This is a genomic window from Nocardioides limicola (assembly GCF_016827675.1).
Classification (GTDB): domain Bacteria; phylum Actinomycetota; class Actinomycetes; order Propionibacteriales; family Nocardioidaceae; genus Nocardioides; species Nocardioides limicola.
In genome coordinates, this window is the sequence record NZ_JAERJA010000005.1 from 179,993 (window position 1) to 194,310 (window position 14,318).

At 69.2% G+C, this 14,318-nt stretch carries 18 protein-coding genes; 7 read left to right on the forward strand and 11 right to left on the reverse strand.

Annotation, left to right across the window (positions count from 1 at the left end; genetic code table 11):
- Window positions 1-5 precede the first annotated feature (5 nt).
- Window positions 6-392 carry a VOC family protein gene (locus JKG67_RS12110; protein WP_203337571.1) on the reverse strand — a complete coding sequence of 129 codons (387 nt, stop codon included), beginning with the start codon at window positions 390-392 and terminating at the stop codon, window positions 6-8.
- A 112-nt stretch (window positions 393-504) separates the two neighbouring features.
- Here JKG67_RS12110 and JKG67_RS12115 point away from each other — a divergent pair, with 112 nt between their 5' ends.
- Window positions 505-945, forward strand: a complete 441-nt coding sequence (locus tag JKG67_RS12115; RefSeq protein ID WP_203337572.1) for a nitroreductase family deazaflavin-dependent oxidoreductase — start codon at window positions 505-507, stop codon at window positions 943-945.
- Window positions 946-961: 16 nt separating this feature from the next.
- Here JKG67_RS12115 and JKG67_RS12120 read toward each other — a convergent pair whose 3' ends face one another.
- Complete coding sequence (locus JKG67_RS12120; protein WP_203337573.1) at window positions 962-1,948, reverse strand: phage tail sheath family protein; 987 nt, start codon at window positions 1,946-1,948, stop codon at window positions 962-964.
- A gap of 132 nt (window positions 1,949-2,080) precedes the next feature.
- Here JKG67_RS12120 and arr point away from each other — a divergent pair, with 132 nt between their 5' ends.
- Window positions 2,081-2,506 (forward strand): NAD(+)--rifampin ADP-ribosyltransferase, encoded by a 426-nt coding sequence (gene arr / locus JKG67_RS12125; RefSeq protein WP_203337574.1) that lies wholly within the window; start codon window positions 2,081-2,083, stop codon window positions 2,504-2,506.
- Window positions 2,507-2,566: 60 nt separating this feature from the next.
- Here arr and JKG67_RS12130 read toward each other — a convergent pair whose 3' ends face one another.
- On the reverse strand, window positions 2,567-3,184 hold the full coding sequence (locus JKG67_RS12130) for a hypothetical protein (protein WP_203337575.1): 618 nt from the start codon (window positions 3,182-3,184) through the stop codon (window positions 2,567-2,569).
- Between the two features lie 176 nt (window positions 3,185-3,360).
- On the opposite strand from JKG67_RS12130, the gene JKG67_RS12135 reads away from it, so the two are divergent.
- Both JKG67_RS12135 and JKG67_RS12140 read left to right on the forward strand, forming a co-directional pair.
- Window positions 3,361-4,620 carry a sensor histidine kinase gene (locus JKG67_RS12135; RefSeq protein WP_203337576.1) on the forward strand — a complete coding sequence of 420 codons (1,260 nt, stop codon included), beginning with the start codon at window positions 3,361-3,363 and terminating at the stop codon, window positions 4,618-4,620.
- Window positions 4,617-5,324 (forward strand): helix-turn-helix domain-containing protein, encoded by a 708-nt coding sequence (locus tag JKG67_RS12140; RefSeq protein ID WP_203337577.1) that lies wholly within the window; start codon window positions 4,617-4,619, stop codon window positions 5,322-5,324. The genes JKG67_RS12135 and JKG67_RS12140 overlap by 4 nt, the downstream gene beginning before the upstream one ends.
- Before the next feature lie 34 nt (window positions 5,325-5,358).
- Here the strand turns inward: JKG67_RS12140 and JKG67_RS12145 are convergent, their stop codons facing one another.
- Together JKG67_RS12145 and JKG67_RS12150 are read right to left on the reverse strand one after the other, a co-directional pair.
- Complete coding sequence (locus JKG67_RS12145; protein ID WP_203337578.1) at window positions 5,359-6,381, reverse strand: 1-aminocyclopropane-1-carboxylate deaminase; 1,023 nt, start codon at window positions 6,379-6,381, stop codon at window positions 5,359-5,361.
- A gap of 74 nt (window positions 6,382-6,455) precedes the next feature.
- Window positions 6,456-6,917, reverse strand: coding sequence for a MarR family winged helix-turn-helix transcriptional regulator (locus JKG67_RS12150; RefSeq protein WP_307816538.1), 462 nt, complete (start codon window positions 6,915-6,917; stop codon window positions 6,456-6,458).
- 49 nt (window positions 6,918-6,966) lie between these two features.
- On the opposite strand from JKG67_RS12150, the gene JKG67_RS12155 reads away from it, so the two are divergent.
- On the forward strand, window positions 6,967-7,383 hold the full coding sequence (locus tag JKG67_RS12155) for an organic hydroperoxide resistance protein (protein WP_203337579.1): 417 nt from the start codon (window positions 6,967-6,969) through the stop codon (window positions 7,381-7,383).
- 7 nt (window positions 7,384-7,390) lie between these two features.
- On the opposite strand, the gene JKG67_RS12160 is transcribed toward JKG67_RS12155, so the two are convergent.
- The 4 genes from JKG67_RS12160 to JKG67_RS12175 form a co-directional block, all read right to left on the reverse strand.
- Entirely contained in the window at window positions 7,391-8,149 is a 759-nt protein-coding gene (locus tag JKG67_RS12160) for a hypothetical protein (RefSeq protein ID WP_203337580.1), read from the reverse strand.
- A gap of 109 nt (window positions 8,150-8,258) precedes the next feature.
- Window positions 8,259-9,047, reverse strand: a complete 789-nt coding sequence (locus tag JKG67_RS12165) for an alpha/beta fold hydrolase (protein ID WP_203337581.1) — start codon at window positions 9,045-9,047, stop codon at window positions 8,259-8,261.
- Window positions 9,048-9,060: 13 nt separating this feature from the next.
- Window positions 9,061-9,423 (reverse strand): lipopolysaccharide assembly protein LapA domain-containing protein, encoded by a 363-nt coding sequence (locus tag JKG67_RS12170; RefSeq protein WP_203337582.1) that lies wholly within the window; start codon window positions 9,421-9,423, stop codon window positions 9,061-9,063.
- Window positions 9,424-9,693: 270 nt separating this feature from the next.
- Window positions 9,694-10,395 (reverse strand): TetR/AcrR family transcriptional regulator, encoded by a 702-nt coding sequence (locus JKG67_RS12175; RefSeq protein ID WP_203337583.1) that lies wholly within the window; start codon window positions 10,393-10,395, stop codon window positions 9,694-9,696.
- A 137-nt stretch (window positions 10,396-10,532) separates the two neighbouring features.
- Here JKG67_RS12175 and JKG67_RS12180 point away from each other — a divergent pair, with 137 nt between their 5' ends.
- The gene (locus JKG67_RS12180; protein WP_203337584.1) at window positions 10,533-11,435 is read left to right on the forward strand and encodes an NAD-dependent epimerase/dehydratase family protein; all 903 of its coding nucleotides are present in this window, start codon (window positions 10,533-10,535) and stop codon (window positions 11,433-11,435) included.
- 40 nt (window positions 11,436-11,475) lie between these two features.
- Window positions 11,476-12,000: a DUF1990 domain-containing protein gene (locus JKG67_RS12185; RefSeq protein WP_203337585.1), complete on the forward strand. Its 525-nt coding sequence runs from the start codon at window positions 11,476-11,478 to the stop codon at window positions 11,998-12,000.
- A gap of 34 nt (window positions 12,001-12,034) precedes the next feature.
- Here the strand turns inward: JKG67_RS12185 and JKG67_RS12190 are convergent, their stop codons facing one another.
- A complete protein-coding gene (locus JKG67_RS12190; protein WP_203337586.1) occupies window positions 12,035-12,799 on the reverse strand; it encodes a gamma-glutamyl-gamma-aminobutyrate hydrolase family protein in 765 nt (254 codons plus the stop codon).
- The gene (locus JKG67_RS12195) at window positions 12,792-14,294 is read right to left on the reverse strand and encodes an aldehyde dehydrogenase (RefSeq protein WP_203337587.1); all 1,503 of its coding nucleotides are present in this window, start codon (window positions 14,292-14,294) and stop codon (window positions 12,792-12,794) included. Before JKG67_RS12195 ends, JKG67_RS12190 begins: the two co-directional genes overlap by 8 nt.
- Between the last annotated feature and the right edge of the window lie 24 nt (window positions 14,295-14,318).

Genomic DNA, 14,318 nt, shown 5'->3' on the forward strand with positions numbered 1-14,318 from the left:
GCGACCTACCCCGGCAGCGGGCCTCGGCACAGGCAGAACGGGTGCCCCGCCGGGTCGGCGTACACCTGGAAGACCTCGCCCGTGGTGGCCGGATCGTCGGCGGCCTTGAGCAGGGTCGCGCCCAGGCTGAGCGCCCTGTCGTGGGCGGCGGCGAGGTCGTCGACCCAGACGTCGAGGTGGACCTGTTGTTGTTGCGGCCCGTCGGGCCACTGCGGGGGCACGTGGTTGGGGGCGAGTTGGATGCCCAGTCGCCATTGGCCGTCGACGATGATGCTGTGCCAGTCCTCGTCGTCATCGGCGTCGACGGTGCCGTCGAGCAGCCCCGCCCAGAAGGTGCTCTCTGCCTCGAGGTCGGGGGCGTCGAGGACATGGATCAGTCGGGAGACGCGCATGCTGTCGATGCTGCCTCATCGGGTCCCGCCGGGGAAGGGCCGGAACCGGAAAGGACACTCGGCGCCCGTCCGCTCCGGAACAAAGTCGCCCACGGCTTCGGTTGTGGCGGGTATGACCTTGAACGGAGAGTACGAGCCGAGCCCCACCCGATGGGTCCGCGACCAGGTGGAGGCCTACGAATCCTCCGGCGGCACCCGCGGCAACACGCTGCTCGACACCGGGATGCCGGTGATCATCATGACGTCGCTGGGGGCGCGCAGCGGCAAGATCCGCAAGACGCCGCTGATGCGCGTCGAGCACGAGGGCCGCTATGCCCTGGTGGCCTCCCAGGGCGGCGCACCCACGCACCCGACCTGGTACCACAACCTGATCCAGCATCCCCGCATCGAACTGCAGGACGGCCCGGAGCCGGTCGAGATGACCGTGCGCGTGGTCACCGGTGAGGAGAAGGCCGAGTGGTGGCAGCGGGCCGTGGCCGCCTTCCCCTCGTACGCGGACTATCAGGCGAAGACGGACCGGGAGATCCCGGTCTTCGTCGCCGAACCGGCCTGAGCAACCTCGACGCCGGCTAGCGCAGGGTCTGGGTGGTGACCCGGCTGACCACGAACTCACCCGGTTTCATGAACGCGACGCCGATCAACACGATCAGCCGGCCCTGGTCAATGTCGGCCTGGGTCATCGTGGTCCGGTCGCAGCGCACGAAGTAGGCGTGGTCGGGTCTGCTCCCGACCAGCGCACCCTCGCGCCACAGGCCGTCCAGGAAATCCTCGACGAGCCCTCGGGCTCGCGCCCACAGGTGCTCGCCGTGGGGCTCGAAGACGGTCCATCGCAGCCCGTTGGTGATCGAGTCGAGGAGCCACAGGTGGCAGCGCCGCAGGCTCAGGTACTTCCAGTCGTGGCCCTCGGGGGCGGCGGTCCGCGAACCCCAGATGATCGGCGGGCCGGCGTGGAAGGTGCGCACCAGGTTGAGCCGGGAATGCTGCGGGGGCGGCGGATCAGCGGTGAGCCCGAGGACGGTCGCGTCTGGGCCGCTGGGGGCCTTCCAGATGCCTCGACTCAGGTCGGTACGGCGTACCACCCCGGCCACCGCGGCCGACGTCCACACCGGCCTGCCGTCGGGGTCGCGGAGCCCCGGGGCGTAGACGGCCGCGTTCTCGCCGAGGCCTGGCGCGATGGTGCCCGCAGCATGATGGCTCAACAGGACGCAGCGGTGCGCCAGGCACCAGGCGTGGACGTCGGCCTCGTGGCCGCGGAGCAACTGCGGGGCGATCACGAGCAATGTCACTGCTGCCTCGGCGAGGGCCTCCAGGGCCGGCCCGACGTCGGTGGCGCGGACCACGAGCAGTGCGTCGCCTCCCTGGCCGACGTAGGCAGCGACGGCACGGCGCAGCGGCGTGTCGGCCGACCCGAAGGTGGCATCGAAGTCGCTCAGCCCGCGGACCTGGATCGGTTGCAGCCGAGGCCCGCGCCGCGCCCGGCCGACGAAGGCGACCTGCGACACTGCCGGCTCGATCCGGAGAGGGGCCGCGATCTCCTCGATGTAGTGACCGGGCATGACGTCAGTATGACTTCACCTGCACGGCCGATACTGTGGTTCTGACTTCCGCACCGTGACTTCCGAACCGTGACTTCCGCGCTCCTACCGCGTTCGCTGGGGGACACACCGACACCATCGACGGAGGCATCCATGGAGAGCGCCCAGTCGCCCCGAATCGAAGACGCCGGCCCGTTCTTCCACGGCACCAAGGCCGATCTGAGACCCGGCGACGTGCTGGAGGCGGGCTTCGTCTCCAACTACGGGACCCGGCGTACGGCCAACCACGTGTATCTGACCGCCACCATGGATGCAGCCATCTGGGGGGCGGAACTCGCCGTCGGCGACGGACCGGGCCGGATCTATCGGGTGGAGCCCACCGGTGACCTCGAGAACGATCCCAACCTGACGGACAAGAGGTTCCCCGGCAACCCGACCCGGTCCTACCGCACCCAGCAGCCGGTGCGGGTGGTCGGCGAGATCCTGGACTGGGAGGGGCACCCTCCCGAGGTGTTGCAGCAGATGCGTGACCACCTCGCCGAGCTCAAGGAGCGCGGCGTCGAGGCGATCGACGACTGAGAACCAACCCGAAGCCAGGGGAGGGCCCCCCGTTGACCCTCCCCTGGCCCGTTCTCGGGGTCAGGCTGGGAGCGGGAACTCCCACACCTTGGCTGGGATGACCCTGTCCTGGCCGATCACGCTGGCCTCCCGCCGCTCGTAGTTCAGCGTGTAGGTGTCGGCCTTGGTGTTGACCTGGAAGGCGATCCATCCGATGCCGCTCTCACCACGGCTCACACCGGTGAACGGCGTGAATCCGGCGGCTTCCATCGCGTCGGCGGCGATGGTGGTGGCCGAGTTGGCGGTGCCGTCCGGCGAGGTGATCTTGAACCCGCCCTGGACCCCGCCGGAGAACTCCGACCCGGCCGTGACGTCCACCTCGACGAGGACCAACTCCCCGCTCTCGCGGAGCGAGGTGAAATTGTCGGGGACGGGGAAGTTGCGGACCAGACCGGTGATCGTGAACGAGTGACCGAGCTCCTCGTCCTCGAACGCCTCCGAGAGCTCCACCTTCTCCGGCGCGCCCGCCTCGGGCTCCGGCTCAGCCTCAGGCTCCGTCTCCTCGGCCGGGGCCGGCGAGTCAGGCGTCGTGGGCGATTCAGCCACCGGCTCGTCGGCGGCTGAGTCGACGGCGTCGCTGTCACTGCAGCCGGTCAGAACAAGTGCCGCTGCCAGGGCAGCGGCGGCGAGGTGGCGCATTTCGTATTCCTTCGGTAGTCACGAGTCGAGTTGCCCCGCCGTCACGGTGCGCGACAGGCGGGGCCCATGCCGATGCTGTCACCGCCAGGCCTCCTGGGGACCCAACGAAATCGCACACTTCGGTGACAACGGTGGGCATCTCGTCGGTGGCCGTCGCGATCAGGCAGGATGCCCTCATGCCTGCGAACTCGGACGCGCATGGGCCGCGGTGGCCGCGGTGGCCGCGTTGGCAGCCATTCGGCAGACTCGGCCCGCTGCCGACGACCGCACAGGGCGCCGAGATGGCCGTGGTCATCTTCATTCTCGGGATCCGGCTGGGAACCTTGATCCAGATGGCGCCCGCGCTGCCCCACGGGATCGAGGTCTCTCCCCATCCACGTTTGTACGTGGTGAGCTTCGTGGTAGCGGCCGCGGCAGCCGTCGCGATCAGTCTGTACGCCGTCCGCCGAGGGCGTCCGCCAGGCCCCTGGGTCGTGGCGGTCGACGTGACCGTTGCCGTGGCATTGCTGATCCTGGGTGGCGTGGTGGTTCCCACCGACCACCGGCTGGGCACCTGGGAGGGGTTCCAACCCGGCTACGCGCTGTCGGTGCTGTTGTCCTCCTCCTTCGTCCGCTCGCGAACCTTGTGGGTGGCCAGCATCGGCGCCGTGATCGGCGGCCACCTGGTGTACGTCGGCGGTGGGGGTGAGTCAGCCGCCGCATCGGCCAGCACCACGGTCGGCAACGCGCTGTCGTACGTGGTGCTCACCTTTGTGACGCGACTCGCGGTCTCCTACGTCCGGCGGATCAGCGCCGATGCCGACCGGGCCCGCGCCCGCGCCAGTGAGCTGGCTCGACGCGAAGAGGAGCGGCTGGCGCAGGCGACCTTCCACAATGGCGCCACGGTGATGCGTCTGCTCTCCGACCCCGAGCTCGATCCAGCCACCCGCACGCTGCTGCAGGAGCAGGCCAAGGTCGAGGCCCGGCGGATGCGGTCCTACCTGCGCGGCGAGCGCGTCGATGCTCCAGCGGGCGCCGCCACCCAGACCTCCCTCGCGCAGGCGTTGGCCCAGACCTGCGGCCAGTTCGGAGACCTGTCCATCGAGCACGCCCTCGACCTGACCGCTGACGTGGAGCTGCCCGCGGCCGACGTCGGTGCACTACAGCGAGCCATGGACAGCATCCTGAACAACATCCGCCTTCATGCCGACGCACATCAGGTGGTGGTGCACCTCGACGCCGGCGAACCCGCGGGCGGCTGGACGCTCACCATCCATGACGATGGGCGAGGCTTCGACGCCGTGCCCGCGAACTACGGGATCGGACTCCGGGAACTGGTCGTTGCTCAACTCCGCAACCGACAGATCGAGGCCACCATCGAGTCCCACCTCGGCGTCGGCACCACGGTGACGCTGACCGGGCCCGCCACCCGACCGATCCCCTCGGAGCAGCCATGACCATCTCCGCCGTCGCCGTCGACGACTCCACGGTGATCCGTGAGTCACTGCCGCTGCTGATGCCCGAGATCCGATTCGTCGGTCGATACGCCACCGTCGAGCGGCTGCTCGTCGAGCGACCGACCGCCGACCTCGCGGTGCTCGACCTGCACCTGGTCAATGAGCGCCAACCCTCGGTGCGCCAGGGCCTCGCGGCGGTACGCGCTGTCGTCGCCGCCGGCTACCGGGTGTGCGTCTACAGCCAGGAGGAGCGGCGGTTCGTGCTGGCCGCCTGCATCGCGGCGGGGGCCGGCGGCATCGTCGCCAAGTCGGCCCCGCTGGCCGAGGTCCAGGAGAGCTTCCGGGACGTGGCCGCCGGCCGTGTCGTCGTACCTCAGTCGATCATCAGCCTGATGGAGATCCTGGTCCGCCGCAACTGCATCACCATCATCGGCGAGCGGCAACGCCAGGTCCTTGCGGCTCGAGCGCGAGGTCTGACGTACGCCGAGATGAGCACGAAGCTGTTCCTGTCCGAATCCACCCTCCGCGGCTACTGGCGCGACCTGACCCTGAACGTGTCGTCGTACCTGCAGCAGACCACTCCCCACGACATCGAGCATGCGCTCGGTCTGAAGCCCGGCGACCTCTTGGACTTCTGGCCGATGCAGCCAGCCAGCACCGACCGCCCCGGCGCCGAGTGGTGGAAGCTCACCGAGCCCAGCTGAGGCACCGCTCCCCACGGCCGTGCCAGGGAGGCGGTCAGTCGCCGAAGATGCCGCTGTAGGCGTTGAGGGCGGGCTGCCCGCCGAGGTGGGCGTAGAGGACGGTGGAGTCCTTGCCGATCTCCCCCTGGGTCACCAGGTCGATCAGCCCGGCCATCGACTTTCCTTCGTAGACGGGGTCGATGATCATCCCCTCGAGGCGTCCCGACAGCCGGATCGCGTCGATGGTGGACTCCACCGGGATGCCGTAGAGGTCCCCGGCCCAGCCGTCGAGCACGGTGATCTCGTCGTCGCGGAGATCCCGGGGTACGCCGATCAGATCGGCGCAGTTCCGGGCGATCCGGTCGACCTGGGAGCGGGTCTTCTCGAGGGTGGCGGAGGCGTCGATGCCGAGGATCCGACGTGGCCGGCCGCCGGCCTCCTCGAGGGCGGCGAACCCGGCGATCATGCCGGCGTGGGTGGAGCCGGTGACCGTGCAGACGACGATGGTGTCGAAGAAGACGCCGAGCTGTCGCTCCTGCTCTGCCACCTCATAGGCCCAGTTCGCGAAGCCGAGTCCGCCGAGCCGGTGCTCGGAGGCGCCCGCCGGGATCGGGTACGGCGTACCCCCGGAGGCCTCGACCTCGTCGATGGCCTGCTGCCAGGACTGGCGGATCCCGATGTCGAAGCCGGCCGGGTTCAGCCGGACGTCGGCGCCCATGATCCGCGACAGCAGGATGTTGCCGACCCTGTCGTTGACCGGGTCGTCCCAATCGACCCACCGCTCCTGGACAAGCCTGACCTTGAGCCCGAGCTTGGCGCCGACCGCCGCGACCTGACGGGTGTGGTTGGACTGGTAGCCGCCGATGGAGACCAGCGTGTCAGCGCCCGAGGCGAGCACGTCAGGGACGATGTACTCGAGTTTGCGGATCTTGTTGCCGCCGTAGGCGAGGCCTGAACTGACGTCCTCACGCTTGGCCCAGATCTGCGCCCCGCCCAGATGCGCGGTGAGCCTGTCGAGGTGGTGGACGGGGCTGGGGCCGAAGGTGAGCGGATACCGCTCGAAGTCGTGGATCGACATGGCGCTCCTCGGGTCGGTGGTCCTGTCGACGATGACACAGGGGTCCACGGTCACAGGTGTCCACGCCCGGCCGCTCAGCGTGTGGTCGACTCGGGGAGCTCTCCGTCGAGACGGTCCAGGAGCCTGCCGAGGAGTCGATGCAACTGGCGGGATTCGTCCTCGTCGAGCCCGAACGCCTCGACGAGGCGGGCGGGGATGTGAGCGACCTGGTCCTGCAGGTCCCGTCCGGCGGCGGTGACCGTGACCAGCACGCGCCGCTCGTCGAGCGTGTCACGTTGCCGGGTGACGAGGCCGGCCTGCTCGAGTCGCTTGATGACAGGGGTGAGGGTGCCGGAGTCGAGCCGGAGTCGCCCACCCAGGTCGCCGACGGTCATCGGCTCGTCGTCGCCCCAGAGGGCGAGGAGCGTGAGGTACTGCGGATAGGTGAGCCCGAACTCCCGCAGCAACGGCCCGTAGGCGCGGGTGACCGCACGGGTGGCGGCGTACAGCGGGAAGCAGAGCTGAGCGTCGAGGTCGAGCTGGGGGTGACGGGACACACGACGAGCATACTTGCGCAATTCGATTGCGCACAACTATATTGAGCCCATGCCTATTCTTTACACGACCACCGCCATTGCTACCGGGGACGGCCGCAACGGCCACGTCCAGACCACCGACGGCCTGCTGGACACCGACGTGCGTCTGCCCGTCGAACTCGGTGGCGCCGGCGGGGCGACCAACCCCGAGCAGCTCTTCGCGGCCGGCTACGCCGCCTGCTTCCACTCGGCGCTCAAGCTGGTGGCCAGCGCGGACGGTGTCGACACCACCGACAGCGAGGTCGTCGCGGACGTGTCGCTGGGGGCTCACGAGAACGGTGCCTTCGGCCTGTCCGTCGCACTCGAGGTGACCCTCCCGGGCGCCGAGCGTGAGGTGGCCGAGAAGGTCGTCGCCCGCGCCCACGAGGTCTGCCCCTACTCGAACGCCACCCGGGGCAACATCGAGGTCGTCCTCACCGTCGCCTGACTCCCGATCAGTTGGTCGGGACCTCGCGCGGCGGGTAGTGGAACCCGTCGTACACGACGCGGGATCCCAACGGCTCCTGCAGTTCGACCACCCGCTCCACGGTCGGGTTCCCCTGGCAGTTCGCCGCGCCATTGAGTGGTTCGGAGGTCCAGTAGAGGGTCACCGAATCGGACGTCTCGACGAGGTAGGGGTCGTGCAGGAAGGGCTCCGGGTCCCGAGCGCTGGTGCACTCGCGTTCGTGGATCTGCGCGGTGAGCGTGCTGCCCTCGGGGTCGCTCCGTACGCCGGTCACCTCCACCCACGCGGCACCCTCGGTGAGCACCGGCGACAGGTGACAGTCGCCCCAGCCGGTCGCGCGCCACGACCCGTCCACGCGCTCCAGGTCCAGCAGGAAGTCCCCTGCGCCGGTGGGGCCCTGCTCGGTCCAGTGGCCGAGGCCGAGGGTGAGGGTGTCCCCGTCGTCGCGCAGCACTCGCCATTCGACGTCGACGCCGTCGCCGAAAAGGGACAGTTGCGCCTCCTCGCCGGTCCTCGGATCGTCCAGGATGTCGCTGAAGATGCCTGTCGCCTCGTCGTCGGTCAGGACCCCGGGCACACCTTCGGGCATCACCGAAGGTGCCCACCCTGGACCGTGACCGCCACAGGACACCTCGACCTCACCGGTGGCCGTGACGACGAAGGGGGCGTCATTGCTGGGGCCCGCCTCCGGGTCGACGGCGGAGTCCGCCGTACAGGCAGACACCGCCACTGCCACTGCCACTGCCACTGCCGTCACACCTATCGCACGCCACATGAGGGCCTCCTCCACCGACTATGACGGTGTCGGCGGCGTCGCGGTTCCACGAGGGCGCGGATCCGTGGGGCGCACCCACTCGCTACTGGACCGAACGCAGGAAGCGACGCAACTCGCGTGTCACGTCGTGCGGGGCCTCCACGCTGCTGACATGGCCCGGCCCACGGAGCACCACCAGTTCCGACCCGGCCACCTCGGCGTGGATGGCCTCGCCGACCGCAACGGGGGCTCGCACGTCGTGGTCGGCATAGAGCAGCAGGGTGGGTACGTCGATCTCGGGCAGCATCTGACTCTGGTCCTCGACACTGGCGCGGGCCATCGCCCGGAAGCCGACCGGCCGGAACCGCCGCACGCTGTCGCGGAACGTCGCCCTCACCTGGGGCGTGACCGACGGCGAGAACATCGAGGGCACCATCGCGTCGGCGAACTCGTCGGGCGGCATGGCCGAGAGCTCCAGAGACCGGGCCAACCGCTCCCCCGCTGCCTCGGGCCCCAGCGAGCCCCGCCACCCGGCGTACCCACTCAGTAGCGCCAGCGAGGATGCGAGGCCGCGGTGCCGGCGGAAGGTGCACAGCACCAGAGCCGCACCGAAGGAGAGGCCCACCAGGTGGGCACGCTCGATCCGCAACTCCTGGAGGAACGCCGCGAAGCAGGCGGCGTAATCGTCCATGCCGAAACCCTCGGGTGGGTCGGACGACTCTCCTGCCCCCGGGGCGTCCCAGGCGATCACACTGAACTCCTCGGCGAGGGCGTCGATCTGACTGCCCCACGTCGAACGCCCGTCGCCCACGAAGCCGTGCGCCAGCGCCACCGGCGGCCCGGTTCCTGCGCGCTGGTAGGCGATGTCCAGGCCGCCCACGTCGACGCGCATCGCCTCGGGCTCGTCAGTCGCGCGAGTTGCCGCGCCGGGCCCGTCGGGCCCCGATGCGCAACTGGATGACCCTGGCCATCCCAGCGATCGCCACCACCACGCCACCGGCGACGGCGGCGATCAAGAGGGCCATCCCCAGCGGGATGGTGGCAGCCATGCCGAGGAAGTGGACTTCGACCTTCATCGAGTTCTGCAGGATGAAGACGATGAGCAGGATCAGCAGCACCAGTGCGGCCCCGGTGGCGACCCAGGCAGCGCCGGCCCGCGTGAACCGCGGCGCCTCAGGTGCCGTCGGGGCCTCAGGTGCCGTCGGGGCGTCGCTCCCGGTCGGCGGTGTGGGGGTGGGGTCCTCGTCAGGAGGGGGGTTCTTGGCCATGGTGCCCATCTTCCTCCCTTTCCGGCGCCCACCGCGGACATTCTGGTGGTGGCTGGGGTGGATACGCGGTCCATGGCCCGTCGTCACGCTCTCGGTGGAGCACTCTTCGTGCTTCTCATCCTCGCGTCGGCAGTCGGGTGCACCAGCCGGGATCAGCCCCAGTCGGCCCCACCCACACCCAGCCCGACGGCAGTGGTGACAGCGCCCAGCGAGCCACTGACCCCCGAGCCCTCGGAAGATCCGGTGTCGTGGGAGCTGGTGGCTCCCCACCTACCGAGGGAGGCCGAGGTCGTCGGCGACGTTCTCCATCACGCGACGGAAGTGGACGTCGTAGTCGAGCACTCCTTGATGGAGGTGACCGAACAGTTCCAGTGACGTCTGCCCGATCAGGGTGGCCCAGGCCATCAGCGCACGCCCGAGCCGTTCGTCGTCGATCCGGCCATCCACGAACGCAGAGATCGGCGCCACCGCGGCTCGCTGGGCGCGCGTGAGCCTCACCGGCGGGGAGCCGAGGGGGATGCCTGCTTCCTCGACGTCGGCCATCAGCCCGAGCAGCACCTGGGGCACGCGCTGGGCGGGGCCGATGGTGTCCTGGGGGGCGGCGTACCCGGGGACCGGTGATCCGTAGAGCAGTGCGTACTCGAACGAGTTCGTGCACGCCCAGTCGCGCAGGGCGCCAGCGGCGGCCAGCCAGCGCTTGCGGTAGCGGGTCCTCGGCACGGCGCTCTCGGCTGCCTCGACCGCGGCACCGCTCTCGTTGTAGCACTCAACGAGCAGGGCGGTGATCAGGTGCTCGCGACTGGGGAAGTACCGGTAGACCGCCGACGAGGCCATCCCCAACTCCCGTGCGACCGCGCGCAGTGAGAGCTCCCCCGGCCCGACGGCGGCGAGCTGGGTGCGGGCCGCCGACAGGATGGCGCGGGTCAGTTCGATGCGTGCGAAGTCCCGGGCGGTTCGCGGAGCCGACGTCATGATGCCATCCTGCCCGAGCTCGAGAGCGGTGGCAACAAACAAGAGCAGTGCTCTTGCTATTGGAGCTGAGACGTGCCACACTCGATGAACGAGAGCACTGCTCTCGTTTCTATCCAGAACCAGGCAAGGGAGTCGGCATGTCCGACAGGCACGTGATCATCGGGGCGGGTCCGGTCGGCCGCGCGACCGCAGCAGCTCTCCAGCAGCGCGGCGCCGAGGTGGTCCTCGCCAGCCGATCGGGACGCGACGGGACGACTGCGGTCGACGCCACCAGCCCCGACGCGCTCGCCCGGCTCGCTGACGGGGCGGTCGCGTTGTACAACTGCGTGAACCCGCCGGCGTACGACAAATGGCCCGAACTGTGGCCCCCAGTCGCCCGAGCGCTCCTCGAGTCCGCCGAACGCAGCGGCGCAGTGCTGGTCACTGCGGCCAACCTCTACCCGTACGGGCCGGTGCCTGGCGGGGAGATGCGTGAGGGGATGCCCGACTCGGCGCCAGGCCCGAAGGCCCAGGTCCGGGCGCAGATGACCGCCGAGGCCTTCGCGGCTCACCGAGCCGGGCGGATCCGGGCGGTCGAGGTCCGCGGCAGCGACTACATGGGGGCGGGCCCCGGTGACTACGCCCACGTGCCGCGAGTCGTCGCGAAGGCCCTGCGGGGCAAGACGGTCAGCGTCCTCGGCAGCGCCCACCAGCCGCACACCTGGACCGACGTGCGGGACATGGGTCGGGCTCTGGCCACCGTGGCAGGCGAGGAGTCGGCCTGGGGACGGGTGTGGCACGCACCCTCCAACGCGCCGCGCAGCCAGGCCGAGGCGGTCAACGACGTGTTGGCGAGCGTCGGCGCCAAGCCCGTCACCGTGAAGGCGATGCCCCAGGCCCTGCTCACGATCGCGTCGCCGTTCGTCCCCGTCGTCCGGGAACTGCGGGAGACGCTCTACCAGTTCACCGCGCCCTACGTCATGGACTCCTCGGAGATCACGGCGACCTTCGGGCTCGAGCCGACGTCCTGGGACGAGGTCTGCCGACGTACCGCGGGCTGAACCGGCGGAACGACCGGAGGGCGTGCCGCATCATGTGTCCATGGCCCTGCGATCACGACCGTCCCTGGCGGAGAAGGCGCTCAGCTACCGCACTGTAGGGGTCACCCTCGATGAGGATCGCTGGCACGGCGACACGCACGCGGGGTACCAGCGACGTGTCCGCATCGGCACGGGTACGACGCACTGGGAGTTCGCCGCCGCCGAGATCCTTCGGTGGGGAGTCAAGACCCGCAGCGGCTTCACGGTCGAGGGCGGCGACACCGTCGTCGCCGGCGATCGATGCTGGCTGGTCGCGCACATCGGGCCGTTGCGGATCCATGAGCCGGTCCAAGTTGTCGGAGTGATCGACGAGGCGGATCGCAAAGGGTTCGCCTACGGCACGCTCAGCGGCCATCCCGTCAGCGGCGAGGAACTGTTCCTCGTGGAGCAGCGCGACGATGGTTCGGTGTGGCTGACCCTTCGCTCGGTGACCCATCCTCCGAAGGGGCGCTGGCGCGCGATCTATCCGCTCGCGCTGGTCGCTCAGCGGTTCTACCGGCGGCGATACCTCCGGTCACTCGCCTAGATCTTCCAGAACGTGGCAACTCCACCGGCCACGGTCAGACTGCGGCCTGGGCGGCCAACGGCTCACTCGCCGCGAGAACCAGTGCCTTGAAGATCCCGGCCTGACTCGGATCGCGATCTGCACTGTCCTCGGGGTGCCATTGGACACCGAGGAACCAACCCGGGTAGTTGGCTAGGGCGACGGCTTCGATGGTGCCGTCGTCGGCGTACGCCGAGGCCGAGAGTCCCCTTCCCAGCCGTTTGATTCCCTGGTGGTGGTAGCAGGAGACCAGCAACTGGTCTCCTGTCACCACGTCACGAAGGGGCGAGTCCTCGGTGAGCTCGATCATGTGAACCCGATGCTGATGATCGGCGCCGAGCGACTCCCCGAGATCCTGGACGAGGTCACCGCCGCGCGCCACGTTCACGACCTGGTTGCCCCGACAGATCGCGAGCAAGGGCAGCTGCTCAGCTATGGCTACCCGCGCAACGGACAGGTCGAAGGCATCCTGCTCCTCGTCGATGTCGTACTGGGAGGCGTGGGAGTCCTGGCCGGACCAGTGCGCAGCCAGGTCACCTCCGCCCGGAAGCAGTACCCCGTCGGCGAACCAGAGCCGTCGTCGCACCAAGTCGTCGAGTGCGCCCTCGTCAAGTCCAGCCGGCGTGTCGGGGTGAAGCACCACCGGCTCGCCGCCTGCCGCGTACACAGCCTCAGCGAGCCGTGCTGCCACTACTTCGGCTCGGTACCGGAGTGCAGATGCGCTGGCTGAGAACCGCGCCGGGATCACGATGAGGGGGCGGCGTCCCGGCGACTCACTCATACTTCACCCACGTGGTCTTGAGGTCCGTGTACTCCTCCAGCGCGTGACGGGACTTGTCACGCCCGTTGCCCGAGAGTTTGACGCCACCGAAGGGCACCGCCATGTCGCCCTCCTCATAGCAATTGACCCACACCGTGCCAGCACGGAGAGCACGAGACATTCGGTGCGCCCGGCCCAGATCCGTGGTCCACACTGCAGCCGCCAGTCCATACTCGGTATCCGAAGCCACCCGCACCGCGTCGTCCTCGTCGGTGAAGACCTGAACGCTCAACACCGGCCCGAACAACTCATTTCGAACCAGCACATTGTCTGGGGCGGCATCAGTGACCACCGTGGGCTCGAGATAGGGACCACCGCTCTCCTGCAGCGTGCGCGACCCACCGGTCCGAATGCGAGCACCTTGACCGACACCCTCCTCCAACTGTCCCAGGATGCGTCCCAGGCTGCGCTCATCCACCAGAGGACCCATCAAGGTGCTGGGCAACAGTGGGTCGGCCGGCTGCCACTTGGATGACGTGGCCACGATCCGGTCCACGATCTGTTCGGCCACGTCCTCATGAACAACAAGGCGGGAGCCTGCGGTGCACATCTCACCCGCGTTGAAGAAGATGGCCCAGGCAGCCGAGTCAGCAGCTTCGTCGAGGTCGGGCGCATCGGGGAAGACGATGTTGGGCGATTTTCCGCCCAGTTCGAGGTGTACCCGCTTGAGGTTGCTGTCAGCGGCGTAGTGCAGGAAGTGCCGACCGACCGCGGTCGACCCGGTGAACGTCACTATGTCCACGTCGGGATGCTCCCCAAGGCGACGCCCAACAACGATGCCATCCCCCGACAGGACGTTGAACACACCGGGCGGGAGCCCGGCCTCGGCGCCGAGAGCCGCCACCTTGAGCATCGAGAGCGGCGACTGCTCGGCTGTCTTGAGTACGACCGTGCAGCCCGCTGCAAGGGCGGGGGCGAACTTCCAGCAGCCAATGGTGAGGGGGAAGTTCCAGGGGATCACCGCGGCCACGACACCGGCTGGTTCGCGAGTGACCAGAGACAACTCACCCTCGACGGTGGGAGTGATCTCTCCAGCGAGTTTGTCGGCCAGGCCGCCGTAGAACCTCAGGCAGCGGACCGCGGCCCGGAGTTCGACCTCCCAGGCCTGTCGAATGGGTTTGCCCATCTCCAAGGAGACCAGCAGCGCGATCTCGTCACGGTGCCCTTCCACCAAGTCGGCGAACCGCAGGAGGACCTCGCCACGCTCCCGAGCCGACATGCGTGGCCATGGTCCTCGGTCGAACGCCGTGCGCGCCTCGGCTACCGCCGCGTCGACATCCGAAGCGTCGGCCCAGGCCACCTTGCTGAGCGTGCTGCCGTCGCGCGGGGTGATCACCGATCTCCGGCCCGCGGCCTCCCGCTCCTCGCCGCCGACCCACAATCCGGACGGGATGGGCACCCGGGTGGCAGCCGTGCGCCAGTCGACTGCCGACACCGGATCGATCGCGCGGCTCATTGGCGATCTCCGGAAGTCGCGACC

Excerpts from the sequence above, each read along its gene's own strand:
- JKG67_RS12185 (WP_203337585.1), top strand. The coding sequence starts at position 11,476 with ATGGCCCTGCGATCACGACCGTCCCTGGCGGAGAAGGCGCTCAGCTAC.
- JKG67_RS12115 (WP_203337572.1), top strand. The coding sequence starts at position 505 with ATGACCTTGAACGGAGAGTACGAGCCGAGCCCCACCCGATGGGTCCGC.
- JKG67_RS12120 (WP_203337573.1), bottom strand. The coding sequence starts at position 1,948 with ATGCCCGGTCACTACATCGAGGAGATCGCGGCCCCTCTCCGGATCGAG.
- JKG67_RS12195 (WP_203337587.1), bottom strand. The coding sequence starts at position 14,294 with ATGAGCCGCGCGATCGATCCGGTGTCGGCAGTCGACTGGCGCACGGCT.
- JKG67_RS12180 (WP_203337584.1), top strand. The coding sequence starts at position 10,533 with ATGTCCGACAGGCACGTGATCATCGGGGCGGGTCCGGTCGGCCGCGCG.
- JKG67_RS12170 (WP_203337582.1), bottom strand. The coding sequence starts at position 9,423 with ATGGCCAAGAACCCCCCTCCTGACGAGGACCCCACCCCCACACCGCCG.
- JKG67_RS12140 (WP_203337577.1), top strand. The coding sequence starts at position 4,617 with ATGACCATCTCCGCCGTCGCCGTCGACGACTCCACGGTGATCCGTGAG.
- JKG67_RS12175 (WP_203337583.1), bottom strand. The coding sequence starts at position 10,395 with ATGACGTCGGCTCCGCGAACCGCCCGGGACTTCGCACGCATCGAACTG.
- JKG67_RS12155 (WP_203337579.1), top strand. The coding sequence starts at position 6,967 with ATGCCTATTCTTTACACGACCACCGCCATTGCTACCGGGGACGGCCGC.
- arr (WP_203337574.1), top strand. The coding sequence starts at position 2,081 with ATGGAGAGCGCCCAGTCGCCCCGAATCGAAGACGCCGGCCCGTTCTTC.
- JKG67_RS12190 (WP_203337586.1), bottom strand. The coding sequence starts at position 12,799 with ATGAGTGAGTCGCCGGGACGCCGCCCCCTCATCGTGATCCCGGCGCGG.
- JKG67_RS12165 (WP_203337581.1), bottom strand. The coding sequence starts at position 9,047 with ATGCGCGTCGACGTGGGCGGCCTGGACATCGCCTACCAGCGCGCAGGA.
- JKG67_RS12110 (WP_203337571.1), bottom strand. The coding sequence starts at position 392 with ATGCGCGTCTCCCGACTGATCCATGTCCTCGACGCCCCCGACCTCGAG.
- JKG67_RS12145 (WP_203337578.1), bottom strand. The coding sequence starts at position 6,381 with ATGTCGATCCACGACTTCGAGCGGTATCCGCTCACCTTCGGCCCCAGC.
- JKG67_RS12130 (WP_203337575.1), bottom strand. The coding sequence starts at position 3,184 with ATGCGCCACCTCGCCGCCGCTGCCCTGGCAGCGGCACTTGTTCTGACC.
- JKG67_RS12135 (WP_203337576.1), top strand. The coding sequence starts at position 3,361 with ATGCCTGCGAACTCGGACGCGCATGGGCCGCGGTGGCCGCGGTGGCCG.